At 71.6% G+C, this 25528-nt stretch carries 19 protein-coding genes; 5 read left to right on the top strand and 14 right to left on the bottom strand.

The window, feature by feature from the left end; all coding sequences use genetic code 11:
• Window positions 1–287 precede the first annotated feature (287 nt).
• The 9 genes from tpiA to ACTFAP_RS04695 all read right to left on the bottom strand — a co-directional run bounded on the left by tpiA (window position 288) and on the right by ACTFAP_RS04695 (window position 10281).
• Window positions 288–1061 carry a triose-phosphate isomerase gene (tpiA, locus tag ACTFAP_RS04655; protein WP_495683561.1) on the bottom strand — a complete coding sequence of 258 codons (774 nt, stop codon included), beginning with the start codon at window positions 1059–1061 and terminating at the stop codon, window positions 288–290.
• Between the two features lie 3 nt (window positions 1062–1064).
• Complete coding sequence (locus ACTFAP_RS04660; RefSeq protein ID WP_500468297.1) at window positions 1065–2267, bottom strand: phosphoglycerate kinase; 1203 nt, start codon at window positions 2265–2267, stop codon at window positions 1065–1067.
• Window positions 2268–2452: 185 nt separating this feature from the next.
• The gene (gene gap / locus ACTFAP_RS04665) at window positions 2453–3457 is read right to left on the bottom strand and encodes a type I glyceraldehyde-3-phosphate dehydrogenase (protein ID WP_030733997.1); all 1005 of its coding nucleotides are present in this window, start codon (window positions 3455–3457) and stop codon (window positions 2453–2455) included.
• Between the two features lie 157 nt (window positions 3458–3614).
• Entirely contained in the window at window positions 3615–4592 is a 978-nt protein-coding gene (gene whiA, locus ACTFAP_RS04670; RefSeq protein ID WP_030734000.1) for a DNA-binding protein WhiA, read from the bottom strand.
• Window positions 4583–5668 carry a gluconeogenesis factor YvcK family protein gene (locus ACTFAP_RS04675; protein ID WP_500468298.1) on the bottom strand — a complete coding sequence of 362 codons (1086 nt, stop codon included), beginning with the start codon at window positions 5666–5668 and terminating at the stop codon, window positions 4583–4585. Before ACTFAP_RS04675 ends, whiA begins: the two co-directional genes overlap by 10 nt.
• 1 nt (window position 5669) lies before the next feature.
• Window positions 5670–6608, bottom strand: coding sequence for an RNase adapter RapZ (gene rapZ, locus ACTFAP_RS04680; RefSeq protein ID WP_390122593.1), 939 nt, complete (start codon window positions 6606–6608; stop codon window positions 5670–5672).
• Between the two features lie 124 nt (window positions 6609–6732).
• Window positions 6733–8850: an excinuclease ABC subunit UvrC gene (uvrC, locus tag ACTFAP_RS04685; protein ID WP_500468299.1), complete on the bottom strand. Its 2118-nt coding sequence runs from the start codon at window positions 8848–8850 to the stop codon at window positions 6733–6735.
• Between the two features lie 68 nt (window positions 8851–8918).
• Complete coding sequence (locus ACTFAP_RS04690; protein WP_495683564.1) at window positions 8919–9575, bottom strand: MBL fold metallo-hydrolase; 657 nt, start codon at window positions 9573–9575, stop codon at window positions 8919–8921.
• 13 nt (window positions 9576–9588) lie between these two features.
• Window positions 9589–10281 (bottom strand): maleylpyruvate isomerase family mycothiol-dependent enzyme, encoded by a 693-nt coding sequence (locus ACTFAP_RS04695; protein ID WP_500468300.1) that lies wholly within the window; start codon window positions 10279–10281, stop codon window positions 9589–9591.
• Between the two features lie 197 nt (window positions 10282–10478).
• On the opposite strand from ACTFAP_RS04695, the gene uvrA reads away from it, so the two are divergent.
• Together uvrA and ACTFAP_RS04705 are read left to right on the top strand one after the other, a co-directional pair.
• Window positions 10479–13412 carry an excinuclease ABC subunit UvrA gene (uvrA, locus tag ACTFAP_RS04700; protein ID WP_500468301.1) on the top strand — a complete coding sequence of 978 codons (2934 nt, stop codon included), beginning with the start codon at window positions 10479–10481 and terminating at the stop codon, window positions 13410–13412.
• A 187-nt stretch (window positions 13413–13599) separates the two neighbouring features.
• A complete protein-coding gene (locus ACTFAP_RS04705) occupies window positions 13600–16968 on the top strand; it encodes a phosphodiester glycosidase family protein (RefSeq protein WP_500468302.1) in 3369 nt (1122 codons plus the stop codon).
• Window positions 16969–17037: 69 nt separating this feature from the next.
• On the opposite strand, the gene ACTFAP_RS04710 is transcribed toward ACTFAP_RS04705, so the two are convergent.
• Both ACTFAP_RS04710 and uvrB read right to left on the bottom strand, forming a co-directional pair.
• Window positions 17038–17622 carry a TerD family protein gene (locus tag ACTFAP_RS04710; protein WP_436981377.1) on the bottom strand — a complete coding sequence of 195 codons (585 nt, stop codon included), beginning with the start codon at window positions 17620–17622 and terminating at the stop codon, window positions 17038–17040.
• A gap of 55 nt (window positions 17623–17677) precedes the next feature.
• Window positions 17678–19795, bottom strand: coding sequence for an excinuclease ABC subunit UvrB (gene uvrB, locus ACTFAP_RS04715; protein WP_500468303.1), 2118 nt, complete (start codon window positions 19793–19795; stop codon window positions 17678–17680).
• A 171-nt stretch (window positions 19796–19966) separates the two neighbouring features.
• On the opposite strand from uvrB, the gene ACTFAP_RS04720 reads away from it, so the two are divergent.
• Window positions 19967–20872, top strand: coding sequence for a glycerophosphodiester phosphodiesterase (locus ACTFAP_RS04720; protein ID WP_390122613.1), 906 nt, complete (start codon window positions 19967–19969; stop codon window positions 20870–20872).
• Between the two features lie 88 nt (window positions 20873–20960).
• Window positions 20961–21515, top strand: a complete 555-nt coding sequence (locus ACTFAP_RS04725; RefSeq protein ID WP_500468304.1) for a methylated-DNA--[protein]-cysteine S-methyltransferase — start codon at window positions 20961–20963, stop codon at window positions 21513–21515.
• A gap of 94 nt (window positions 21516–21609) precedes the next feature.
• On the opposite strand, the gene ACTFAP_RS04730 is transcribed toward ACTFAP_RS04725, so the two are convergent.
• The 3 genes from ACTFAP_RS04730 to ACTFAP_RS04740 all read right to left on the bottom strand — a co-directional run bounded on the left by ACTFAP_RS04730 (window position 21610) and on the right by ACTFAP_RS04740 (window position 23975).
• Window positions 21610–22251, bottom strand: a complete 642-nt coding sequence (locus ACTFAP_RS04730; RefSeq protein WP_453855438.1) for a M23 family metallopeptidase — start codon at window positions 22249–22251, stop codon at window positions 21610–21612.
• A 371-nt stretch (window positions 22252–22622) separates the two neighbouring features.
• Window positions 22623–23390, bottom strand: a complete 768-nt coding sequence (locus tag ACTFAP_RS04735; RefSeq protein ID WP_495683569.1) for an MHYT domain-containing protein — start codon at window positions 23388–23390, stop codon at window positions 22623–22625.
• A gap of 141 nt (window positions 23391–23531) precedes the next feature.
• Window positions 23532–23975, bottom strand: a complete 444-nt coding sequence (locus ACTFAP_RS04740) for a type II toxin-antitoxin system PemK/MazF family toxin (RefSeq protein WP_390122619.1) — start codon at window positions 23973–23975, stop codon at window positions 23532–23534.
• A gap of 91 nt (window positions 23976–24066) precedes the next feature.
• On the opposite strand from ACTFAP_RS04740, the gene ACTFAP_RS04745 reads away from it, so the two are divergent.
• Window positions 24067–25503, top strand: a complete 1437-nt coding sequence (locus tag ACTFAP_RS04745; protein ID WP_500468305.1) for a WGR domain-containing protein — start codon at window positions 24067–24069, stop codon at window positions 25501–25503.
• The last annotated feature ends 25 nt before the right edge of the window (window positions 25504–25528 follow it).

A 25528-nucleotide genomic window follows, 5' to 3' on the forward strand; every position in this document is an offset into this window, starting at 1 on the left:
CTGGGACCAACTCTCTCGGACGGATGGACACACACAATGTACAGGGCATCGGGGGCCGGGTGGAGACGTGGGACGTCACCGGTCCGGCCCCCGCACAGGGTATCGCTAGGTCCCGTCTGACACATCCCGCCTGGCCCACGTCGCCTGGCACGGCACCTCGCTGCGTTGTCGAGACGCCCAAGTAGCCCACTACGAGGACGCCCCTCCGCCTTGCGATCCACCGCACCAGACAACGCGGGCCTGACCGGCGCTATGTGTCAGACAGGACCTAGTGCACGGTCGAACCGTTACTGATCGCGGAACCGCACGATCTTGGTGAACTCGTCGGCGTCCAGCGCCGCACCGCCCACCAGGGCGCCGTCCACATCGGGCTGCGCCATGATCGCGGCCACGTTGCCGGACTTCACCGAGCCGCCGTACTGGATGCGGATCCCGTCCGCCAGGTCGGCGCCGTACAGCTCGGCCAACCGGGCACGGATCGCCCCGCACACCTCCTGGGCGTCGTCGGGGGTGGCCACCTCGCCGGTGCCGATGGCCCACACCGGCTCGTAGGCGATCACGATGCTCGCCGCCTGCTCCGCGGGGACATCCTTGAGCGCGCCGTCCAGCTGGGCCAGCGTGTGGGCGACCTGGCCGCCCGCCTTGCGGACCTCCAGGCCCTCCCCCACGCACAGGATCGGGGTGAGGCCGTGCCGGTAGGCCGCCTGGACCTTGGCGTTGCAGGTGGCGTCGTCCTCGCCGTGGTACTGCCGGCGCTCGGAGTGGCCGATCACCACGTACGCGCAGTTCAGCTTGGCGAGCATCGCGCCGGAGATCTCCCCGGTGTACGCGCCGGAGTCGTGCGCCGAGACGTCCTGCGCGCCGTACTTGATCTTCAGCTTGTCGCCGTCGACCAGCGTCTGCACCGAGCGCAGATCGGTGAACGGCGGCAGCACGGCCACCTCCACCGCGTCGAAGTCCTTGTCCGACAGGCCGAAGGCCAGCTTCTGGACCTGGGCGATGGCCTCGAGGTGGTTGAGGTTCATCTTCCAGTTGCCCGCCATCAACGGGGTACGTGCCATGGTTCAGTCCTCCAGTGCGGCGAGGCCGGGGAGGGTCTTGCCCTCCAGGTATTCGAGGCTGGCGCCGCCCCCGGTCGAGATGTGGCCGAACGCCGTCTCGTCGAAGCCGAGGATGCGCACCGCCGCGGCCGAGTCACCGCCGCCGACCACGGTGAAGGCGGGCGAGTCCAGCAGCGCCTGGGTGACCCCGCGGGTTCCCGCCGCGAAGTCGGGGTGTTCGAAGACACCCATGGGGCCGTTCCAGAAGACCGTCGCGGCGTCGGCGAGCTTGGCCGCGTACAGCTCGGTGGTGCGCGGGCCGATGTCCAGGCCCAGCTCGCCGGCCGGGATGGCGTCGGCGGGCACCACGGTGGGGTGCGCGGGCGCCTTGGTGGCCAGGTCGGGGAACTCCTTGGCCACGACCACGTCCACCGGCAGCACGAACTCCACGCCGCGCTCGGCGGCCCGGCGCAGATACTCGCGCACCACGGGGAGCTGGTCCTCCTGGAGGAGCGAGGCGCCGACCTCGTGGCCCTGGGCCTTGAGGAAGGTGAACACCATGCCGCCGCCGATCAGGATCCGGTCGGCGCGCTCCAGCAGGTGGTCGATGACCCCGAGCTTGTCGGAGACCTTGGCGCCGCCGAGCACCACCGCGTAGGGGCGGCGAACGTTCTCGGTGAGCTGCTTCAGCACACCCACCTCGGTGGCGATCAGCCCGCCGGCGGCGTGCGGCAGCCGGGCCGGGAGGTCGTACACGGAGGCGTGCTTGCGGTGCACGGCGCCGAAACCGTCCCCGACGTACGCGTCCGCGAGCTCCGCCAACTCGCCGGCGAAGGCGCCGCGCTCGGCGTCGTCCTTGCTGGTCTCGCCGGGGTTGAAGCGCAGGTTCTCCAGCAGCGCCACCTGGCCGTCGGCCAGGCCCGCCACGGTGGCACGCGCGCTCTCGCCGACCGTGTCCGAGGCGAACGCGACCGGGCCGCCGAGCAGTTCACCGAGCCGGGCGGCGACCGGGGCCAGCGAGAACGCCGGGTCCGGGGCGCCCTTGGGGCGGCCGAGGTGGGAGGCGACGATCACCCTGGCGCCGGCCTCGGCCAGCTTCCGGATCGTCGGGACGGCGGCCCTGATGCGGCCGTCGTCGGTGATCTTCCCGCTCTCCAGCGGGACGTTCAGATCGGCGCGGACGAAGACCCGCCGCCCGGCGACCTCAAGATCGTCAATCGTCTTCATACGTGTGATGCGCTCCTCGTGAGGGCGGGCCCGTGCCGCTCCGGGGCGGCCGGGACCGCACGCACAGGGCCCGCGACGCGCGTGGTGCGCGGCTCGCGGGCCCTGCTGCGTGCCGGACCGGTGCCTGTGGAAGGGCCGGTGCCCGTACGACCGCTGTGGCCCTGACCGTGGGAACGGTCAGCGGGTCACAGGCGGTCGCCGACGTAGACGGTCAGGTCGACGAGGCGGTTGGAGTAGCCCCACTCGTTGTCGTACCAGCCGACAACCTTGACCTGGTTGCCCTGGACCATGGTGAGCTGCGCGTCGAAGGTGCAGGACGCGGGCCAGTTCACGATGTCCGAGGAGACGATGGCGTCCTCGGTGTACTCCAGGATGCCCTTCAGCTCGCCCGAAGCGGCGGCCTGGAAGGCGGCGTTGACCTCCTCGACGGTGACCTCACGGTCCAGGTCCACGACCAGGTCGGTGACCGAGCCGGTGGGGACCGGCACACGCATCGAGATGCCGTCCAGCTTGCCCTTGAGCTGCGGGAGCACCAGGGCGGTGGCCTTGGCGGCACCCGTGCTGGTCGGGATGATGTTGATCGCGGCGGCCCGGGCCCGGCGCGGGTCGCTGTGCGGGAAGTCCAGGATCCGCTGGTCGTTGGTGTACGCGTGGATCGTGGTCATCAGACCCTTGACGATGCCGAAGCTCTCGTCCAGGACCTTCGCCATCGGCGCCACACAGTTGGTGGTGCAGGAGGCGTTGGAGATGATGTCGTGCTGCGCCGGGTCGTACGCGTCCTGGTTGACGCCCAGGACCACGGTCACGTCCTCGTTCTTCGCCGGGGCGGAGATCAGGACCTTCTTGGCGCCGGCGGCCAGGTGCTTGGCGGCATCCTCACGCTTGGTGAAGATGCCGGTGGACTCGATCACGATGTCGGCGCCCAGCTCGGCCCACGGCAGGTTCGCCGGGTCGCGCTCCGCCAGGGTCTTGAAGGTCTGGTTGCCCACCGTGATGGTGTCCTCGGTGTGGCTCACCTCTTCCTTGAGGCGGCCGAGGATGCTGTCGTACTTCAGCAGATGAACCAGGGTGGCGTTGTCGGTCAGGTCGTTGACGCCAACGACCTGAACATCTGCACCCTGCTCAAGGAGCGCGCGGAAGTAGTTGCGGCCGATACGGCCAAAGCCGTTGATTCCTACGCGGATCGTCACGAACCGATCTCCTCGTTGGTACGCCGGATGCGGATTCCGGCGATGCTGTATGGGACGTCCCCGACCTCTTCCGACCCTACCGCGCCCGGGTCCAAGCGGTGACATCGGCCGGGGACAGGCGGCGGGCTCGGGTGCCCGAGGGCACCACGGGTGCGGCTCAGCCGACCATCTCCTCGGTGAGGTTGGACTCGGTGCCCGGAACGCCCAGGTCCTGGGCGCGCTTGTCGGCCATCGCCAGCAGCCGGCGGATGCGGCCGGCGACCGCGTCCTTGGTCAGCGGCGGGTCGGCCAGCGCCCCCAGTTCCTCCAGGGAAGCCTGCTTGTGCTCCATGCGCAGCCGGCCGGCCGCCGCCAGGTGCTCGGGGACCTCCTCGCCCAGGATCTCCAGAGCGCGCTGCACCCGGGCCCCGGCCGCCACGGCGGCGCGGGCCGAACGGCGCAGATTGGCGTCGTCGAAGTTGGCCAGCCGGTTGGCGGTGGCCCGCACCTCGCGCCGCATCCGGCGCTCCTCCCAGGCCAGCACCGACTCGTGCGCGCCGAGCCGGGTCAACAGGGCGCCGATCGCGTCACCGTCCCGGACGACGACGCGGTCCACACTGCGCACCTCGCGCGCCTTGGCGGCGATCTGGAGCCGGCGGGCGGCGCCCACCAGGGCCAGGGCCGCCTCCGGACCCGGGCAGGTGACCTCCAGGGAGGAGGACCGGCCGGGCTCGGTGAGCGAGCCGTGGGCCAGGAACGCGCCGCGCCAGGCAGCCTCCGCGTCACAGGTCGCCCCGGAGACCACCTGCGGCGGCAGCCCGCGGATGGGACGGCCGCGGCCGTCCACCAGACCGGTCTGCCGGGCCAGCTGATCGCCGCCGGCCACCACGCGCACCACATAGCGGCTGCCGCGCCGCAGCCCGCCCGGGGCCATCACCACCAGGTCGGAGGAGTGTCCGAAGATCTCCAGGATGTCCCGGCGCAGCCGGCGGGCGGCGATTCCGGTGTCCAGCTCCGCCTCGATCACAATCCGCCCGCTGACCAGGTGCAGGCCGCCGGCGAACCGCAGGACCGACGACACCTCCGACTTGCGGCAGCAGGTGCGGGTGACGGGGAGCCGTGAGATCTCGTCCTTCACCGCGGCCGTCATCGCCATGGGCCGATCCTTCCATGCATACGAAAAATACGGTCATACGCGGCGGCCAGCAGCTCCGGGTCGTGCCGTGCGGAGCCGCCGCCGGTCAGCGGGTCACCGGCGGCGGCCACCGGGGCCAGCTGGACCGAAGCCCCCAGCCGCTCGGCGGCCAGGCTCAGGCTCTCCTGGTCGGGCACCGCTGCCCGGTCGGCCAGCACCACGTCAAAGGCGAGTTTAGGGGCGTGTTGTACCAAAACCTCCACATGACGCTGCGGGGAGAAGCCATCAGTTTCCCCGGGCTGCGGTGCGAGGTTGAGCGAGAGCACCCGGCGGGCCTTGGTACGGGTGAGGGCGTCCAGCAGTTCGGGCACCAGCAGATGGGGGATCACCGAGGAGAACCACGAACCCGGCCCCAGGATCACCCAGTCCGCGTCGAGGACCGCCTGCACCGCCTCGGGGACCGCCGGCGGGTCGTGCGGCACCAGGACCACTTGGAGCACCTCGCCCGGGGTCAGCGCGACGGTGGCCTGGCCCCGTACCCGGCTGAGCGCCTGCGGACGGCCGCTCTCGTGCCCGCGTACCAGCGCCTCCAGTTCCAGCGGCACGGCCGACATCGGCAGTACCCGGCCGTGCGCGCCCAGCAGTTTGCCGACCAGGTCGAGGGCCTGGACGTGATCGCCCAGTTGTTCCCACAGTGCGACGATCAGCAGGTTGCCGACCGCGTGGTCGTGCAGCGCGCCCTCGCTCTTGAAACGGTGCTGGACAACCTCGGACCAGGTACGGCCCCAGTCGTCGTCGCCGCACAGCGCGGCCAGGGCCTTGCGCAGGTCGCCCGGGGGCAGGACGCCCAGCTCGTCGCGGAGCCGGCCGCTGGAGCCACCGTCATCGGCGACGGTGACCACGGCGGTGAGATCACCGGTGATGCGGCGCAGCGCGGTGAGTGAGGCGGACAGCCCCATGCCGCCGCCCAGGGCGACCACCTTGGGCTGGGCGCCGCGCCGCGGGGCACGGCCGGTGCGGCCCGTGCGGCCGATCCGCCGCATGACGGTGCGACGGTGCTCGGGGTCCCGGCCCTGCCGGGCGGCCTTTCGTGGCATGTTATTCGCGCCCCATGTCCCGGTGTACGACGACGGTTTCGATGCCTTCGGCGGCGAGCACCTTGGCCAGCCGCTCGGAGACGGCCACCGAGCGGTGCTTTCCGCCGGTGCAGCCGACCGCGATGGTCACATAGCGCTTGCCCTCGCGACGGTAGCCGGTGGCCACCAGGTGCAGGAGTTCGGCGTAGCGCTCCAGGAACTCCTTGGCGCCTGGCTGGTCGAAGACGTAGCCGGCGACCTGCTCGCTGGTGCCGGTGAAGGGCCGCAGTTCGGGGACCCAGTGCGGGTTGGGCAGGAAGCGGCAGTCCACGACGTGGTCGGCGTCCACCGGCAGGCCGTACTTGTAGCCGAAGGACATGACGGTGGCGCGCAGTTCCGGCTCGTCGCCGCTGGTGAACTGGGCGTCCATCTTGGCGCGCAGTTCGTGGACGTTGAGGTTGGAGGTGTCGATCACCAGGTCGGCGTCGCCGCGCAGTTCGCGCAGCAGGTCGCGTTCGGCGTCGATGCCGTCCACGATCCGGCCGTCGCCCTGGAGGGGGTGCGGGCGGCGGACGGACTCGAAGCGCTGCACGAGGGCGTTGTCGGACGCCTCCAGGAAGACGATGCGCCGGGTGACGGACTTGGCGTCGAGGTCGGCCAGGGATTCCCGGAGGCTGTCGAAGAAGCTGCGGCCGCGGACGTCCACGACGACGGCGATCCGGGCGACGTTGCCCTGGGAGCGTGCGCCGAGGTCGACCATGGTGGGGATCAGGGACGGCGGCAGGTTGTCGACCACGAACCAGCCGAGGTCCTCCAGACACTTGGCGGCGGTGCTGCGGCCGGCCCCCGACATGCCCGAGATGATCACCAGTTCGGGAGTGGGACCGCTCTCCTCACCGGCGGTGACGGTCCCGTTGACGGTGGGTTCGGGCTGTTCTTCGGTTCTGCTGTGTTCGCTCATGATCTCTCTTCCCCCGCCGTTGTGTGGTGTGTGGGTGATGTGGTGCGGGTGGTACGGGGTGGGGCGGGTGGACGTGACGACCCCGGCCCCGGGCCGGACGGCGCCACCCCGGGGGGCGGACCGCTCAGTCCTCGATGATCTCGCCGGTGGCCGTGTTGACGGCCGGAGCGGCCGGGCCGCCCTCGGCGAGCGCGGCGAGCACCGTCTCCGCGGTTTTCCGGCCTATGCCGGGAACCTCGCAGATCTCCTCCACGGAGGCGTTGCGCAGCCGCTTGACGGAGCCGAAGTGCTTCAGCAGCGCCTTCTTGCGGGTCTCGCCGAGGCCGGGGACCGCGTCCAGTGGCCCCTTCCTCATCGATTGTGCCCGTTTGCCGCGCTGGTAGCGGATGGCGAAACGGTGCGCCTCGTCGCGCACCCGCTGGAGGAGGTAGAGCCCCTCGCTGGTGCGGGGCAGGATGACGGGGTCGCTGTCGCCGGGCAGCCAGACCTCTTCGAGCCGCTTGGCGAGGCCGCACACGGCCACGTCGTCGATGCCCAGCTCGTCCATGGCGCGCCGGGCGGCGGCCACCTGGGGGGCGCCGCCGTCGACGACGACGAGCTGCGGCGGATACGCGAAGCGCTTGGGGCGGCCGTCCTCCTCGCGGTGGGCGTCCTCGTGGTGGGTCTCGCCGTGGACGGCCTCCTCGTGGGTGGCCTCCTCGCCCCGGGTCTCCCCGTGGACGGCCTCCCCCGGCCGCGCGCCGGCGCCCTCGCCCTCGCCGTTCCCGTTGCCGTTCGCCTCGCTCTCCGGGGACTCCTCGACCCAGCCGCCGCTCTTCTCCTTCTCCCGCAGATAGCGGCGGAAGCGGCGCGAGATCACCTCGTGCATCGCGCGGACGTCGTCCTGTCCGGCGAAGCTCTTGATCTGGAAGCGGCGGTACTCGCTCTTGCGGGCCAGGCCGTCCTCGAAGACGACCATGGAGGCGACCACATCCTCGCCCTGGAGGTGGGAGATGTCGAAGCACTCGATGCGCAGCGGCGCCGAGTCCAGGCCGAGCGCCTCGCTGATCTCCTCCAGGGCCCGGGAGCGGGTGGTCAGGTCGGAGGCCCGCTTGGTCTTGTGCAGGGCCAGCGCCTGCTGCGCGTTGCGCTGCACCGTGGCCATGAGGTCCTTCTTGTCGCCGCGCTGCGGGACGCGCAGGCTGACCCGGGAGCCGCGCCGTTCGCCGAGCCAGTCGGTGAGCGCCTCCTCGGCCTCCGGCAGGGCGGGGACCAGCACCTCGCGGGGGACGCCACCGGTGCCGCCGGCGCCGGCCTCGTCCCCCCACTCCTCGCCGTACAGCTGCTGGAGCGCGTGCTCGACGAGCTGCGGGGTGGCGACGTGCTCGACCTTGTCGGTGACCCAGCCGCGCTGGCCGCGCACCCGTCCGCCGCGGACGTGGAAGATCTGGACGGCCGCCTCCAGCTCGTCCTCGGCGACGGCGATGAGGTCGGCGTCGGTGGCGTCGGCGAGGACGACGGCGTTCTTCTCCATGGCGCGCCGGAGCGCCTCGATGTCGTCGCGCAGCCGGCCGGCCCGCTCGTACTCCATGTCCTCGGAGGCCTCCTGCATCTCGGCTTCCAGCCTGCGCAGGTAGGTGCCGGTGCGGCCGGCCATGAAGTCGCAGAACTCTTCGGCGAGTTGGCGGTGCTCCTCGGGGGTGACCCGGCCGACGCAGGGGGCCGAGCACTTGTCGATGTAGCCCAGCAGGCAGGGGCGGCCGATCTGGTGGGCGCGCTTGAAGACCCCGGCGGAGCAGGTGCGTACGGGGAAGACCCGCAGCAGCAGATCGACGGTCTCGCGGATGGCCCAGGCGTGCCCGTAGGGGCCGAAGTACCGTACGCCCTTGCGCTTGGGCCCGCGCATGACCTGGGCGCGGGGGAACTCCTCGTTCATGGTGACGGCGAGCGAGGGGTAGCTCTTGTCGTCGCGGTACTTGACGTTGAAGCGGGGGTCGTACTCCTTGATCCAGGTGTACTCCAGCTGGAGCGCCTCCACCTCGGTGGCGACCACGGTCCACTCCACGGAGGCGGCGGTGGTGACCATGGTGGCGGTGCGCGGGTGCAACCCCGTGAGGTCCTGGAAGTAGGAGGACAGCCGCGGCCGCAGGCTTTTGGCCTTGCCGACGTAGATGACCCGGCCGTGCTGGTCGCGGAAGCGGTAGACGCCCGGGTCTTCGGGGATCTCGCCCGGCTTCGGGCGGTAGCTGGAGGGGTCGGCCATGTGCGTAACCCTACTGCCGGGCACCGACACTTCATGGTCACCGGGCGGCCGTCCGAGGTGGCCGGGGGCTACCAGCCGCGCTCGCGCCAGGCGGGGAGCTGGGGGCGTTCGGCGCCCAGGGTGGTGTCGGCGCCGTGGCCCGGGTAGACCCAGGTCTCATCCGGAAGGGTGGCGAACAGCCGGGTCTCCACGTCGTGCAGCAGGGCGGCGAACGCGGCCGGGTCGCCGTGGGTGTTGCCGACCCCGCCGGGGAAGAGGCTGTCGCCGGTGAACAGGTGCGGGTGGCCGTCGGGGTCGTCGTAGACCAGGGCGACGGAGCCGGGGGTGTGGCCGGTGAGGCGGCGTACGGTGAGTTCGATGTCACCGACGGTGAGGGTGTCGCCGTCGTCCAGCGGGACGTCGGTGGGCACCGGGATGCCCTCGGCGTCGGGGCGCCCGGCGTAGGTGGTGGCGCCGGTGGCGGCGACGACCTCGGCGAGGGCGCCCCAGTGGTCGCCGTGCCGGTGGGTGGTGACGACGGCGGTGATGCCGTCGTCACCGATGAGCTCCAGGAGGGTGGCGGGCTCGGCGGCGGCGTCGACGAGCAGCTGGGCGCCGGTGGTCCGGCAGCGCAGCAGGTAGGCGTTGTTGTTCATGGGGCCGACCGCCGCCTTGGAGATGATCAGGCGGGCCAGCTCGTGGGCGTCCGCCGGCCCGCCGACCGTGACATTTCCGGTGTACGACATGGCGGTCAGTGTGTCAGAGCGGGGGCAGGACAGGGAGCGTGCCGCCGCTGGTGGTGAGGCCGGAGCCGGTGGTGCGGCCCGAGAGCCAGCCGACGAGGGCGGTGGGGGCGCCGGCCACCACGACGCGGGCGCCGTCGTGCCCTCCGCTGTACCAGCTGCGCCCGTCCTCGGCACGCAGGTCGAGGGGCGGCAGGTCCTGGTGTCCGGTGAACCGGCGGGTGAGGTAGTCCACGGTACGGTCGGTGAAGGTGCCGGGGAGCCGGTCGACGGTGTGCCCGATGCCGAGGTCGACGTGGTGCAGCTCGATCTCCACCCAGCGGCGCAGCGGCAGGGCGGAGAGCCGGTCGCGGACGCCGTTGCGCAGTTCGGCGGTGGTCTGCCAGCGCTCGGCGGGCAGCGCCTCGAAGGCGTCGGCGAGCCGGGCCGCGCTGTCGCGCACGTCGGCGAGCTGCTCGGCGGCGGGCCGGGCCGCGCCGCGCTCGATGTCGGCGTCCCTGACCTCCTCGCCCGGGTACATGGGACGGCCGGCGAGCACGTTGCCGAGGGCGTCGGCATTGCGGGCGAGGTGCGTGGTGAGGTGGCCGCGGGTCCAGCCGGGCAGCTGGGAGAGCGCGGCGAGGTCTGCGTCGTCCAGGGCGTCGAGGGCGGTCAGCAGGCGCCGGGTGGCATCCCGCAGACCGATGAGGTCACCGGTGGGCTTCGTCATGATCACACGCTATCCGGGTCCACTCCTTCGAGTGAAGATGGCGATATCCACCCGGTAATCGAACGCACGTGCTATAGGCTGGTTCGGTGCCGCTGGAGGCCGTATCGGCCTTGCTTCATTCCGCCGCCCCTACTCTTGGACGGGGGTGCTCCGTGCGCCATGGGGTCCCCGTTCTTCACACGAAAGGTGCCATCCGCGTGGCCGACCGGCTCACCGTTCGCGGAGCTCGCGAACACAACCTCAAGAATGTCTCGCTCGACCTGCCGCGCGATGCCCTGATCGTCTTCACCGGCCTGTCGGGCTCGGGCAAGTCGTCCCTGGCCTTCGACACGATCTTCGCCGAGGGCCAGCGCCGCTACGTCGAGTCGCTGTCCGCGTACGCCCGGCAGTTCCTGGGCCAGATGGACAAGCCGGACGTGGACTTCATCGAGGGCCTGTCCCCGGCGGTGTCCATCGACCAGAAGTCCACCTCGCGCAACCCGCGCTCGACGGTGGGCACCATCACCGAGGTCTACGACTACCTGCGGCTGCTGTTCGCCCGCATCGGCAAGCCGCACTGCCCCGAGTGCGGCCGGCCCATCGCCCGCCAGTCCCCCCAGGCCATCGTGGACAAGGTGCTGGCCCTGGAGGAGGGCAGCCGCTTCCAGGTGCTCTCGCCGCTGGTGCGCGAGCGCAAGGGCGAGTTCGTCGACCTCTTCTCCGACCTGCAGACCAAGGGCTACAGCCGGGCCCGGGTGGACGGCGCCACCATCCAGCTCGCGGAGCCCCCCAAGCTGAAGAAGCAGGAGAAGCACACCATCGAGGTGGTCGTCGACCGGCTCACCGTCAAGGACAGCGCCAAGCGGCGGCTGACCGACTCGGTGGAGACGGCGCTGGGCCTGTCCGGCGGCATGGTGGTGCTCGATTTCGTCGACCCCCCGGAGGACGACCCCCAGCGCGAACGGATGTTCTCCGAGCATCTGTACTGCCCGTACGACGATCTCTCCTTCGAGGAGCTGGAGCCGCGCTCCTTCTCCTTCAACTCCCCCTTCGGGGCCTGCCCCGAGTGCACCGGCATCGGCACCCGGATGGAGGTCGACCCGGAGCTGATCATCCCGGACCCGGAGAAGTCCCTGGAAGAGGGCGCCATCCACCCGTGGTCCCACGGCCACACCCGTGGCTACTTCCACCACCTCATCGCCGCCCTGGGCGACGCCCTCAGCTTCCGCACCGACGTGCCCTGGGAAGCGCTCCCGCAGCGCGCGAAGAAGGCCCTGCTCAACGGCCACCGCACCAAGATCGAGGTCCGCTACGAGAACCGGCACGGCCAGGAGCGGGCCTACGCCACCGCCTTCGAGGGCGTCATCCCCTTCCTGCGCCGCCGCTACGCGGAGGCCGACACCGACGCCGGGCGCGAGCGGTTCGAGGGCTACATGCGCGAGGCGCCCTGCCCCGCCTGCCACGGCACCCGGCTCAAGCCCCTGGTGCTGGCCGTCACCGTGCAGGGCAGGTCCATCGCCGAGGTCTCGGCGATGTCCATCAGCGAGTGCTCCGACTTCCTGCGCGGCATGAAGCTGGACGCCCGGGAGAAGGCCATCGCCGAGCGGGTCCTCAAGGAGGTCAACGAGCGGCTGCGCTTCCTGGTCGACGTCGGCCTGGACTACCTCTCCCTCAACCGCGCCGCGGGGTCGCTCTCCGGCGGCGAGGCGCAGCGCATCCGGCTGGCCACCCAGATCGGCTCGGGCCTGGTCGGGGTGCTCTACGTGCTGGACGAGCCGTCCATCGGTCTGCACCAGCGCGACAACCACCGGCTGATCGAGACCCTGGTGCGGCTGCGCGACCTGGGCAACACCCTGATCGTCGTCGAGCACGACGAGGACACCATCAAGACCTCCGACTGGGTGGTGGACATCGGCCCCGGGGCCGGCGAGCACGGCGGCAAGGTCGTGCACAGCGGCCCGCTGGCGGAGCTGCTGACCAACGAGGAGTCGATCACCGGCCAGTACCTCACCGGCGCCCGCTCCATCCCGATGCCCGAGGTACGGCGCCCGGCCGACCCGAAGCGCCGGCTGACCGTGCACGGCGCCCGGCAGCACAATCTGAAGAACGTCGACGTGAGCTTCCCGGTCGGGGTGCTCACCGCGGTCACCGGGGTCTCCGGGTCCGGCAAGTCCACGCTGGTCAACGACATCCTCTACACCCACCTGGCGCGCGAGCTGAACCGCGCCAAGGCGGTGCCAGGGCGGCACACCCGGGTCACCGGCGACGACCTCGTCGACAAGGTGGTGCACGTCGACCAGTCCCCCATCGGCCGCACCCCGCGGTCCAACCCGGCCACGTACACCGGTGTCTTCGACCACGTCCGCAAGCTGTTCGCGGAGACGATGGAAGCCAAGGTCCGCGGCTATCTCCCGGGCCGCTTCTCGTTCAATGTGAAGGGCGGCCGCTGCGAGAACTGCTCGGGCGACGGCACCATCAAGATCGAGATGAACTTCCTGCCGGACGTCTACGTCCCGTGCGAGGTCTGCCACGGCGCCCGGTACAACCGGGAGACGCTGGAGGTGCACTACAAGGGCAAGTCCATCGCCGAGGTGCTGGACATGCCCATCGAGGAGGCCATGGACTTCTTCGAGGCGGTGCCGGCCATCTCCCGTCATCTGCGCACCCTCAACGACGTGGGCCTGGGCTACGTACGGCTGGGGCAGCCCGCCACCACGCTCTCCGGCGGCGAGGCGCAGCGCGTCAAGCTGGCCTCCGAGCTGCAGCGGCGCTCCACCGGCAGCACCGTCTACGTGCTGGACGAGCCGACCACCGGGCTGCACTTCGAGGACATCCGGCGGCTCATCGAGGTGCTCTCCGGCCTCGTGGACAAGGGCAACACGGTGATCGTCATCGAGCACAACCTCGACGTCATCAAAACCGCCGACTGGGTCGTGGACATGGGCCCCGAGGGCGGGTACGGCGGCGGCACCGTCGTCGCGGAGGGCACCCCCGAGGAGGTAGCGGCCGTCCCGGCCAGCCACACCGGGAAGTTCCTGCGCGAGGTGCTGGGCGACCGGTTCAGCGACGCCACCCCGGCGCGGCGCACCACCCGGAAGAAGGCGCCGGCCAAGAAGGCCGTGGCCGGGCGGAAGAGCACCGCCAAGAAGTAGGCCGTCCGGCTCCGTTCACCGGAGTTCGCCGGAAATTGGCGGCGTCGCACTGGTGCGGCGCCGCCTCCCTTGGAACGCTGAGGCGCCCGATGCCGACGCGTCCGAGGGAGTCCTGGTGATCCACCGCGCACCGAGCACGCCACGACACAGCCGAGCAGGGGACATTCTGCGCGCCAGGGCCCCGGTCGTGGCCGCGGCGATCGCCGCGCTCGCCGTGACCCTGCTGCCGTCCGGCCCCGCCGTCGCCGCCCCGAGCAGCGGGGGCGGCCTCGAACTGTCCCGCGACGTCCAGCCGCTGGGCCCGGGCACCGAACTGACCAGCTTTCAGAGCCTGGAGCCCACCGGCTGGCGCAGCGCGCACGCCGTCACGATCGATCTGACCGCCGGGGCCCGGGTGGAGTCCGTGGCCCCTGACGACGTGTCGGACGCCGCGCCGCTGAGCGAACTCGTCCGCGACCACGACCCCGGCCCGGGGCGCGCCACGGTGGCGGCCGTCAACGCCGACTTCTTCGACATCAATGGCTCCCTCGCGCCGCTGGGCCCCGGCGTCAGCGGCGGCGAGCTGCGGCATTCCGCGTCGGACGGGGCCCCCACCGAGGCGGTGGGCCTGGGCCCCGGCGACACCGGGCGCCTCCTGGACCTCCGGTTCGAGGGCACCGTGCTGCTCCCGGACGGGGTGGCTCCGCTCGCCTCCTACAACGCGGCGCGGGTGCCCGGCGGGGGCATCGGCGTGTACACGTCCGGCTGGGGCGGGGCCGACCGGGCGCTGACCGTTCCCGGGGCGGCGCGGGTCACCGAGGTCCTCGTGCGCGAGGACGTCGTCGTGTCGGTGTCGGAGCTCGCGGGCCGCGACCGGATCCCGCCCGGCGCCACCGTGCTGCTGGGCCGCGACGCCGGCGCCGGGGCACTGGCCGCGCTCGCGCCGGGCGACGGGGTGGCGCTGGAGTACGGGCCGCGCACCGGGGACGGCGGACCGCTGCCGGCGGAGGCGGTGGGCGGCCGGGGCCTGCTGGTCATCGACGGCGAGCCGCAGAACTGGGAGGGCCGGCCCAACAACACCGCGGCACCCCGCACGGCGGTGGGCTTCTCCCGGGACGGCGGCGAGATGTTCCTGGTCTCGGTGGACGGCCGGCAGCAGCACTCGGGCGGCGCCACCCTCACCGAGCTGGCGGTGCTGCTCGCCGACCTCGGCGCGTACACGGCGCTCAACCTGGACGGCGGCGGCTCCAGCACCCTCCTCGCCCGGCAGCCGGGCGACCACGAGCCACGGCTGGTCAACCGTCCCTCGGACGGCGCCGAGCGGCCGGTGCCCAACGGTCTGGCCGTCACCGTGCCGACCGGCAGCGGTACGGCGGCCGGGTTCCGGGTGGAGACGGTGGCCGATCCGGCACGTGCCCCCACCGCGGACCCGGTGCCCGGCGGCCATCCCGAACGGGTCTTCCCCGGGCTGACCCGGGCGCTGGCGGCGACCGGCCACGACGAGACGTACGGTCCGGCGCCGGCGCTCCCGGCCTGGAGCACGGCACGCCCGGCCATCGGCTCGGTGGGCGCCGACGGCGTGTTCACCGCGCGCCGCACAGGCAGCACCAGGGTGACCGCCGGGCGGGGCCGGGCCAGCGGCACCGTCGAGCTGACCGTGCTCGGCGCGCTGGAGCGGCTGGAGCCGACCGCGCGCCGCGTCGGTCTCGCCGGGCCCGGGGAGAGCGCCGGGTTCGGGCTGCTCGGCCAGGACGCCGAGGGGAACAGCGCCCCCGTCGAGCCGGCCGATGTGACGCTGGAGTACGACCGCGCGCTGTTCACCATCGACCCGGACCCGGCGGCCGGCGGGTTCACGGTCACGGCGGCCGAGGGGTCGGACGGGGCCGCCGGGGAGGTACGGGCCACGGCCGGCGGGCGGAGCACCGTCCTGGCCGTCACCGTCGGCGGCGAGGAGAGCACCGTGGCCGACTTCGAGAACGCGGCGGAGTGGACGTTCAGCCACGCCCGCGCGGCCGGCGCCATCACCCCGGAACCGGCCGGGCAGGACGGGGGCGGCGCGCTGCGCCTGGAGTACGACTTCACCCTCAGCACCGCCACCCGCGCCGCGTACGCCACCCCGCCCGCCGATCTGCCGGTGTCGGGCCGGCCGCAGAGCTTCGCCCTGTGGATCGAGGGGGACGGCCACGGCGGCTGGCCCTCGCTGCATCTGCGGGACGCGGCCGGCACCGATCAGGTGCTGCGCGGCGAGCACCTCACCTGGCAGGGCTGGCGGCAGGTGGTCTTCGAGGTTCCCGAGGGCATCGCACTGCCGGTCTCGGTGCACCGCTTCTACGTGGCCGAGACTCGGCCGGACGCCGCGTACACCGGCTCGATCGCCATCGACGGGCTGACGGTGCGCACCGCCCCGGAGGCGGAGCTGCCGCCGGACGGCGCCCGGAGCGGGCCGCTGATCGGGGCCGGGCGGGAGGTGGCGGCGCGGGAGTGGCGCTTCGCGGTGGTCTCGGACGCCCAGTTCGTGGCCCGGGACCCGGACAGCGCCATCGCGGCGGCGGCCCGGCGCACCCTGCGCGAGGCGCGGGCGGCCGATCCCGACTTCGTGGTGATCAATGGGGACTGGGTGGACGAGGGCTCCCGGGCCGATCTGGAATTCGCCCGGGAGATGATCGAGGAGGAGCTGGGCGACGCGCTGCCCTGGTACTACCTGCCCGGCAACCATGAGGTGATGGGTGGCTCCATCGGGCTGTTCGAGGAGATCATCGGGCCCGCCCGGCAGACCTTCGACCATCGCGGGACCCGGTTCATCGCCCTGGACACCTCGTCGCTGACGCTCAGAGGCGGGGGGTTCGCCCAGTTCCAGCAGCTGCGGGCGGAGCTGGACGCGGCGGCGGAGGACCGGTCGGTGCGCTCGGTGGTGGTGCTCAGCCATGTGCCGCCGCGTGATCCGACCGTCCGGCCGGCCAGTCAGCTCACCGATCGCATGGAGGCGGCGCTGCTGGAGCGCTGGCTGGCGGACTTCCGCCGTTCCTCGGGCATGGGTGTGGCGTTCTTCGGGGCGCATGTCGGGGTCTTCGACAGCTCCTGGCGGGACGGGGTGCCGTATGTGATCGGCGGGGACGCGGGGAAGGCGCCGGCCGCTCCCCCGGGGGAGGGCGGATTCACCGGATGGGCGCTGGTGGGCGTCGACGGCGCCGCGGGTGCCCGCTCGCGGGAGGACGGGGCGTGTGGTCACGGCGGGGGTGGCGGGTGGCTCTCGGTGCAGACCAGGCCCCATGTGGACGCTCTGACGCTGGACGCCCCGGCCGCGCTGCCGGCCGGCGGTGCGGAGCGGGTGACGGCGACGGTGTCGCAGGGCACCGGGCCCGGGGCGCGGGAGGTGCCGGTGGCGTTCCCGGTGAGCGCCGACTGGTCGGGGTCGCGTGGCCTGTATGTGGGCCCGCCCGGCGGGGCGGGACGGGGGCAGGTGGCGGCCTTCGACCCGGCGACCGGCCTGCTGACGGGGCTGCGGGCCGGCGAGGTCACCCTCGAGGTGCGGGTGAGCGGGGTACGGGAGCGGGTGACCGTTCGGATCACCCGCTGAGCGCGGCGTGACGTACGGCCGGTGCCGGGGCCGGGTCGACCCGGCCCCGGCCCCAAGACCGCTTCCGGGCTACAGGTACGGGGCGATGGCGGGCAGCAGGTCCTGGAAGGTCCGCCCGGAGGCGGGCTCGCCGATCGCCGTCATCTGCCACTCACCGCCGTCACCGCGGCTGACCTTGGCCATGATCTGCGCGGTGTGCGCGCCGCCGCCGGCCAGTGTGTAGCGGGCCAGTTCCTCGCCGGTGTTCTCGTCCACCAGCCGGCAGAACGCGTTCTCCACCTCGGCGAAGGTCTGGCCGGTGAACGAGTTCACGGTGAAGACGATGGTGTCGACGGCCGCGGGCAGCCGGGCGAGGTCGACGATGATCGACTCATCGTCCTCCTGGCCCGCGCCGCCCACGACGTTGTCCCCGGTATGGATCACCGAGCCGTCGTCACTGGTGAGCTTCTGGAAGAACACCACGTCCTTGGACTCGGTCCCGGCGTACAGCACCGCGGAGGCGTCGAGGTCGATCTCCCCGCCGCCACCGAGCATCTTGCTGAAGAACCCGCGCCGCACCGCCTGCCAGCCGAGGCCCATCCGTACGGCGGACAGACCGCCGCCCCCGGACTTGACCAGACTGACGGCCTGTCCCTTCGAGAGATTGACGCCCACAACAGCTCCCCTTCCTTGTCAGGCGACTCCGGTAAAGAAAGAGTCAAGGGCGACGCTAGCGCAGGCCCACCTCACGCATCTGACGCAGTTCCTTCTTCAGGTCGGAGACCTGGTCCCGCAGCCGGGCGGCGACCTCGAACTGAAGTTCGGCGGCGGCCGACCGCATCCGCTCGGTGAGCGCCTCGATGGTCTCCGCCAGCTCCGCGGCGGGCCGCTCGGTCAGCTGCTCGGCGCCCGCGTTCTCCCGGGCCACCTTGGCCGGCACCGGCGCCTTGCCCCGGCCCTTGGCCGGCTCCCCGCCCTTGCGGTACCCGCTGCCCAGCAGCTCCTGGGTGTCGACCTCCTCGCGGGCGATGGTCGCCACGATGTCGCCGATCTTCTTGCGCAGCGGCTGCGGGTCGATGCCCCGCTCCTCGTTGTAGGCGATCTGCTTGGCGCGGCGCCGGTTGGTCTCCTCGATGGCCCGCTCCATGGCGGCGGTGATCCGGTCCGCGTACATGTGCACCTGCCCGGAGACGTTACGGGCGGCCCGGCCGATGGTCTGGATCAGCGAGGTGCCGGAGCGCAGGAAGCCCTCCTTGTCGGCGTCCAGGATCGCCACCAGGGAAACCTCGGGCAGGTCGAGCCCCTCCCGCAGCAGGTTGATGCCGACCAGCACGTCGTACTCACCGGCCCGCAGCTCGCGCAGCAGCTCCACGCGGCGCAGGGTGTCCACGTCGCTGTGCAGGTAGCGGACCCGGATGCCCAGCTCCAGGAAGTAGTCGGTCAGGTCCTCGGCCATCTTCTTGGTCAGCGTGGTGACCAGGACCCGCTCGTCCTTGTCGGTGCGGGTGCGGATCTCGTGCACCAGATCGTCGATCTGGCCCTCGGTGGGCTTGACCACGACCTCCGGGTCCACCAGACCCGTGGGCCGGATGATCTGCTCCACGACGCCGTCGCCGCGCGACAGCTCGTACGAGCCGGGGGTCGCCGACAGGTACACCGTCTGCCCGATCCGCTCCAGGAACTCCTCCCACTTCAGCGGCCGGTTGTCGACCGCCGAGGGGAGCCGGAAACCGTGGTCGACCAGGGTGCGCTTGCGGGAGGCGTCCCCCTCGTACATGGCGCCGATCTGCGGGACGGTGACATGCGACTCGTCGATGACCAGCATGAAGTCGTCGGGGAAGTAGTCCAGCAGGGTGTGCGGCGCGGTGCCGGGGGCACGGCCGTCGATGTGCATCGAGTAGTTCTCGATGCCCGCGCAGGTGCCGATCTGGCGCATCATCTCGATGTCGTAGGTGGTGCGCATCCGCAGCCGCTGGGCCTCCAGCAGCTTGCCCTGCTGCTCCAGCGTGGCCAGCCGCTCGGTCAGCTCGCTCTCGATCCCCGCGATGGCGCGTTCCATCCGCTCGGGACCGGCCACGTAGTGCGAGGCGGGGAACACGTACAGGTGATCCTCGTGGGAGATGACCTCGCCGGTGAGCGGGTGGAGGGTGGACAGCGCCTCGATCTCGTCGCCGAACATCTCGATCCGGACGGCCAGCTCCTCGTAGACCGGGAAGATCTCGATGGTGTCCCCGCGCACCCGGAAGGTGCCCCGAGTGAAGGCCACGTCGTTGCGGGCGTACTGGATGTCGACGAAGCGCCGCAGCAGCGCGTCCCGGTCGATCTCCTCGCCCACCTTGAGCGGCACCATCCGGTCCACGTACTCCTGCGGGGTGCCCAGGCCGTAGATGCAGGAGACGGAGGCCACCACGACCACGTCACGCCGGGTGAGCAGGGAGTTGGTGGCGCTGTGCCGCAGCCGCTCCACCTCCTCGTTGATCGAGGAGTCCTTCTCGATGTAGGTGTCCGTCTGGGGGACGTACGCCTCCGGCTGGAAGTAGTCGTAGTACGAGACGAAGTACTCGACCGCGTTGTTCGGCAGCAGCTCGCGGAACTCGTTCGCCAGCTGGGCGGCCAGCGTCTTGTTGGGCGCCATCACCAGGGTGGGGCGCTGGACCCGTTCGATCATCCAGGCCGTGGTGGCCGACTTGCCGGTGCCGGTGGCACCGAGCAGGACGACGTCCTTCTCACCGCCCTTGATCCGGCGCTCCAGGTCGGCGATGGCCGCCGGCTGGTCGCCGTTGGGCTGATAGGGACTGACGACCTCGAAGGGCGCCACCGTACGTTCGATGTGGGAAACGGGCCGCATGTCCCCCACGGTACGACCCGGCACTGACAATCGGCTCCGCAGCGCTTCGCGACCACCGTTGATGACAGATTGTCGCTACCTGTTCAGCCCTAGGTCATCGTTTTTCTGTCTGGTGAGGGCATACGCGGGGAAAAGATCATCACGTCCTATCACCGACGCATCGGAGTCATTGTGTCGAAACGCCCCGGATCGGCGGTCGCGGCGGCCGCCCTCGGTGTCATCACGCTCCTGCTCACCGTGATTCCCGCCGGCGGCGCCGCTGCCGCTCCGGCGGGGAGCACGACGACCCTCACCGGCACCACCACTCCGCTGATCGTCGCCCATCGCGGTGCTTCCGGGTACGCGCCCGAGAACACCCTGGTGGCCGCCGACGAGGCCGCTCGGCTGAACACGGAGTGGGTGGAGATCGATGTCCAGCGCACCAAGGACCACAAACTCATCCTGATGCACGACACCACGCTGGCGCGCACCACCAACGCGGCGGCGGTCTTTCCCGACCGCGCGCCGTGGAACGTCGCCGACTTCACCTCCCGGGAGATCGCCCGGCTGGACGCCGGCAGCTGGTTCGGTGACGAGTTCGTGGCCGAGCGGGTGCCCACGCTGGCGCAGTTCCTGCACCGGCTGACGGCGAACGAGCAGAAGCTGCTGCTGGAGATCAAGTCGCCCGAGCTGTACCCGGGCGTGGAGCGGCAGATCCTGCGGGTGCTGGACGACGCGGGCTGGCTGGAGGAGGAGCACCCCGGCGAGCGGGTGGTGCTCCAGAGCTTCAGCGCCGACTCGGTGCGCACGGTGCACGAACAGGCACCGGAGGTGAAGACCGGCTTCCTCGGCACGCCGAAGGTGGCCGAGCTGCCCGCCTACGCGGAGTTCTCCGACCAGATCGGCCCCCGGTACACGGATCTGACCGCCGAGTACGTGGCGGCCATCCAGGCGGTGGACGGCGTGCACGGGGAGCCGCTGGAGGTCAACGCCTGGACGATCAACGACGGTCCGACCGCCGCCCGGATCGCCGGGCTCGGGGTGGACGGGATCATCACCAACTTCCCGGACGTGGTGCGGGAGGCCATCGGCGGCTGAGAGCACGGATCGGGGAGGCCGGGGCGGGGATGCTCGGGGCCGGGAGGCCAGGGGCCGGCTGTCAGTGGCCGGCCCTAGGCTGCCCGGCATGAGCGAGGAGAGCGCCGGGCGCGCCTGGGCGTGGACCGTACGGCGGACCCCGATCGGGCCGCTGCTGCTGGCGGCGACCGACCGGGGGCTGGTCAACGTGGGCTTCCATGCCGATGAACGGGTCGTACAGCGGCTCGTGCCCCGGCTGACCGCAGCCCTGGGGGCGCCGCCGCGGAGCGGTTCGGCGGACGATCCGCGACTGGTGGGGGCGGTGGCGGAGCTGGACGCGTACTTCCACGGCGGGCTGACCGGGTTCACGGTGCCGCTGGACTGGTCGCTGACGTCCGGCTTCCATGAACGGGTGCTGCGCGAGCTGGCCGCCTCGGTGCGGTACGGCCAGGTGGTCGGCTACCAGGATCTGGCGGTGCGGGTGGGCGATCCGGGGGCGGCGCGGGCCGTGGGCGCCGCGATGGGGGCGAACCCACTGCCGGTGTTCGTGCCCTGTCACCGCGTGGTGGCGGCGGACGGCGGCATCGGGGGTTTCGGGGGCGGGCTGCCGGTGAAACGGACCCTGCTGGCGCTGGAGGGGGTCCTGCCGGAGCCGCTGTTCTGAGCGGCTCCGGCAGGGGGGCCGGACATGGCGGCGCCCCGCCCGGCACCTGTGCGGTGCCGGACGGGGCGCGGTCGATGGAGCGGGGCGGCAGGCGTCAGAACGAGGCGCCCTTGCTCTGCATGAAGGCCACCGGGTCCACGGCGCTGCCGTAGTCCGGAGTGGTCCGGATCTCGAAGTGCAGGTGCGGGCCGCTGCTGTTTCCGGTGTTGCCGGACTCGGCGATCTTGTCGCCGGTGTTCAGCTTCTGGCCGACCTTCACGTCGATCTTGTTCAGGTGGGCGTACTGCGAGTAGCTGCCGTCGTCGTGCTTGATCACGATGGCGTTGCCGTAGGCGGGGCCGTCACCGGCGCCGTTGCCACCGGCCTTCACGACGGTGCCGCTGTGCACGGCGCGCACGTCGGTGCCCACCGGTACGGCGAAGTCCTGGCCGCTGTGCTTGCTGGCCCAGCGGTCACCGCTGTTGCCGAACTTCGCGCTCAGGCTGTAGTCGCCGCCGATCGGGCTGACCCAGGACTTCTGGGTCGCGGTCACGGCGTCGGCCTGGGCGCCGGTGGAGTCGGCGAGCTGGCTGGCGGTGTGGGCGGCGAACAGGTCCGGGGTCTGCTGGGAACCCTCGGCGGCCGTCGCCACGCCGACCGTCAGGACCGCCGATGCCCCCAGGCCTGCGGCCAGGACGGCGGCACGGGTGCGGACATGGGAGACCTTGGCGATGCGGTTCGTGATGCGGTTCGACATTCGGGGATTACCTCGCGGTGCTCGGGGATATTCGACCATCGGCCGGAACAACACCCATTCTTAGCGACCGATTCCCCGGCATTCAAACGCCCTTATTACTATCGCAAGGCGTAGCGAGCAGAGGGGAAAAAGGTCCCTTAACAGGGCCGGAAAATCCCCGGCGCATCCACCTTTCCGGCCCCACCTGCGGCGTCACCCCGCCCCCTGCGGCCCAGGGCCGGGCCCGGCCGCCGCCTACCGGAATTCCCGGCCTCCCCCTGCCGAATTCCCCGGGCCGCCGGGACGAAAGTCCCGGCCTTTGGTCACATTTCTCTCCTACGGCCCTTCGTAAGGTCGGAATGCGCTGTGTCGAGGGCCACAGGAAAGTGCCATCAAATGCGCTGCGGCGCCCTTTCCTGGGTCCGCGAAGCCATCGGATCAAGGCCCACGAAGAGCCCGGTGAGCAGCATCAGCAGCAGCGGGACGATCAGGATCGGCATGAGTGTCTCGATGGGCGCCCGGGTCTCCAGCGCGCTGACGGTGTGCGCGTGCACCGACATCGCCGCCATCCCCGTGTAGTGCATGCCGCTGACGGCGATGCCCAGCAGCGCGCTGGCCCCGACCGCCGCCTTGAGGCCGCGCACCGCGACGGCGCACCACAGGGCCAGGACGGCCGCGACCACCGCGATGACCACGGACGCCACCACGTACACCGGTTCGTAGCGCACCTCGGCCGCCATGACCAGGCCGCTCATGCCGACGTAGTGCATGGCCGCCACCCCGAGCCCGGTGATCAGTCCGCCGCCCAGTACGGCGAGGGCGGTGCGGCGGGCGGCCCCGACCAGCAGCAGCCCCATGGCCACCACCACGATGGCGATGGCCAGGCTGGCGAAGGCCCGCCCCAGGTCGTAGGCGATGTGCACCCCGCCGGTGGTGAAGCCCATCATGGCGATGAAGTGCATGGTGAAGATGCCGGAGCCCAGTGACAGGGCGCCCAGGGCCAGCCAGCCCGGCCGCCGGCCGCCGCCGGACTGCCCGGACAGGGCCCGTGCGGCGCAGCGAAGGCCGAGGGCGGCGCCCAGGACCGCCATCAGATAACCCAGTACCGGGGTGATCGACCCATAGCTGAAGTGATCGACGGTTACCTCGACTGCACGCACCCTACATCTCCCCACCTGGTCATTTGTGAGGATATTAAGGCGGAACCGATCGAGGCTGTACCGTCCGTGATCAAAGTGTGCTGGGGCATATTCCGCCCCGGTGGCCCCGGTGGCCCGGCCCACCCCGGCCGGGCCGTGGCGTCACCGCCAGCCGTGCCGCGCCTGGAGGCTGTGCACCACACTCTGGTACCGGGCCCGGTCCAGTGCGCACGCCTCGCGCCGCATGCCCTCCGGATGCACCCGCAGCACCCGCTCCAGGTCCACCCACGACTCCCGGCCGGTGCGGTCCCACGGGCCGGTCCCCAGCGGGAACCACTCGGGGTCCCCGTCCCGGTCCTTGCTGCTCAGCTGTACGGCGAGCACGGTGCCGGCGTCCTCCCTGGCCACCACCAGCACCGGGCGGTCCTTGCCGCGGCCGTCGTTCTCCTCGTAGGGCACCCAGGTCCACACGATCTCGCCCGGGTCGGGGTCGCCGTCGAACTCCGGCGCGTACTCGGCACGCACCACGCCCAGCGAGCCCGCCTGCACCTCGGTGGTCCCAGTGGGCCCACCGCGCCCATGCACCTCATCCGCATCAATAGTCATACCGCCACGCTATCGCCGCCCGGTCAATTGTCAGTGCGCGCCTCTACGTTGTGACCACTGACGCGACCGACGCAACGGCAGGGAGATCGCCATGTCCACCACCACGTACCTCGAGCTGTCCGAAGACGGCGGCGGCGCGCACAAGTTCTACGAGGTGACGGTGGACGGCACGGCGGTGACCGTACGGTACGGGCGGATCGGCGCCGGCGGGCAGCTGAAGACCCAGAGTTTCCCCAGCGTGGAGAAGGCCAAGGCGGCGGCCGCCAGGAAGATCGGCGAGAAGGTCCGCAAGGGGTACGCGCCGGCCGTCCCCGGTGGCCGCGCCGCCCGCCCGGTGACCCGCCGCCAGGTGACCTCGGCTCCTTCCACCGCCCGCTCGGTGGCGCCGGTGATGTGGCGCTTCCGCACCGACGCCGCCGCGTTCGGGATCCACATCGACGAGGACCGCTGCTGGGTGGGCAACCAGAACGGCGACGTCTACACCCTGGGCCACGACGGCGAGGTGCTCGCGCGCTACCGGCTGCCCGAGGGCGTCAAGTGCCTGGTGGCGGACGACTTCTGGATCTACGCGGGCTGCGACGACGGCACCGTCTACGACCTCTCCTCCAAGCTCCCCTTCGCCGCCTACGAGATAGCCACCGATGTCGACATCTTCTGGCTCGACATCCACGAGGGGGTGCTCAATGTCGCCGACCGCCAGGGCGGGCTGACGGTCATCGACCACGAGGACGAGTTCCAGTGGTCCCGCAAGAGCTCCGGTGACCACGCCTGGATGGTGCGCCGCGACGACCACGCCGTCTACCACGGCCACGGGGACGGTGTCACCGCGTACAGCCGGGACGGCTCGGGGGAACTGTGGCACACCCGGACCCGGGGCTCGGTGCTCTTCGGCTGGCAGGAGGACCGCTCGGTGTACGCGGGCACCGACCGCCGAGTGGTGCAGCGGCTGGCCAAGGACACCGGCCGGGTGGAGGCCACCTACACCTGCGACTCCGTCGTCTACTCGTGCGCCACCGCGCCCGGCGGCCGCTACGTCTTCGCCGGTGACTCCTCCTCCTCCGTGTACTGCTTCGCCGAGGACGGGACCCGGCTGTGGAAGCTGGGCACCGGCGCCGGCTCCGCGCTGTCCATGCAGTACCGCGACCAGAAGCTGTACATCGTCACCACCGACGGCTCGCTGGCCTGCGTCGACGCGAGCGAGGCGGCCATCGCGGACGCCCAGCGCGGTACGGTCCCCACCGCCGTGGACATCAAGTCGGCCGCCGGCATGCCCACCTTCACCCCCGCCCGGTCCGCCGAGAGCGTGCAGGTGGTGGCCTCGGTGCCGGCGAACGGGGTGGTCGTCGAATGCGTCCAGGAGGGCTCCCGGCTGCGGATGCGGGTCACCAGCGCGGGCTACGACCCCACCTGGAACGTGCAGTTCCCGCGGCACATACGGCAGGCCGGCGCCCGCTACGTCGTCGACTCGCTGCACACCTCCCCCGGTGGTTTCTACCGGGTGCACGGCGAGATCCAGCGACTGCTCTGAGCGGTGGCCGCTCGGCGGCGCCGGG

This window comes from Streptomyces sp. PH9007, from assembly GCF_059813725.1.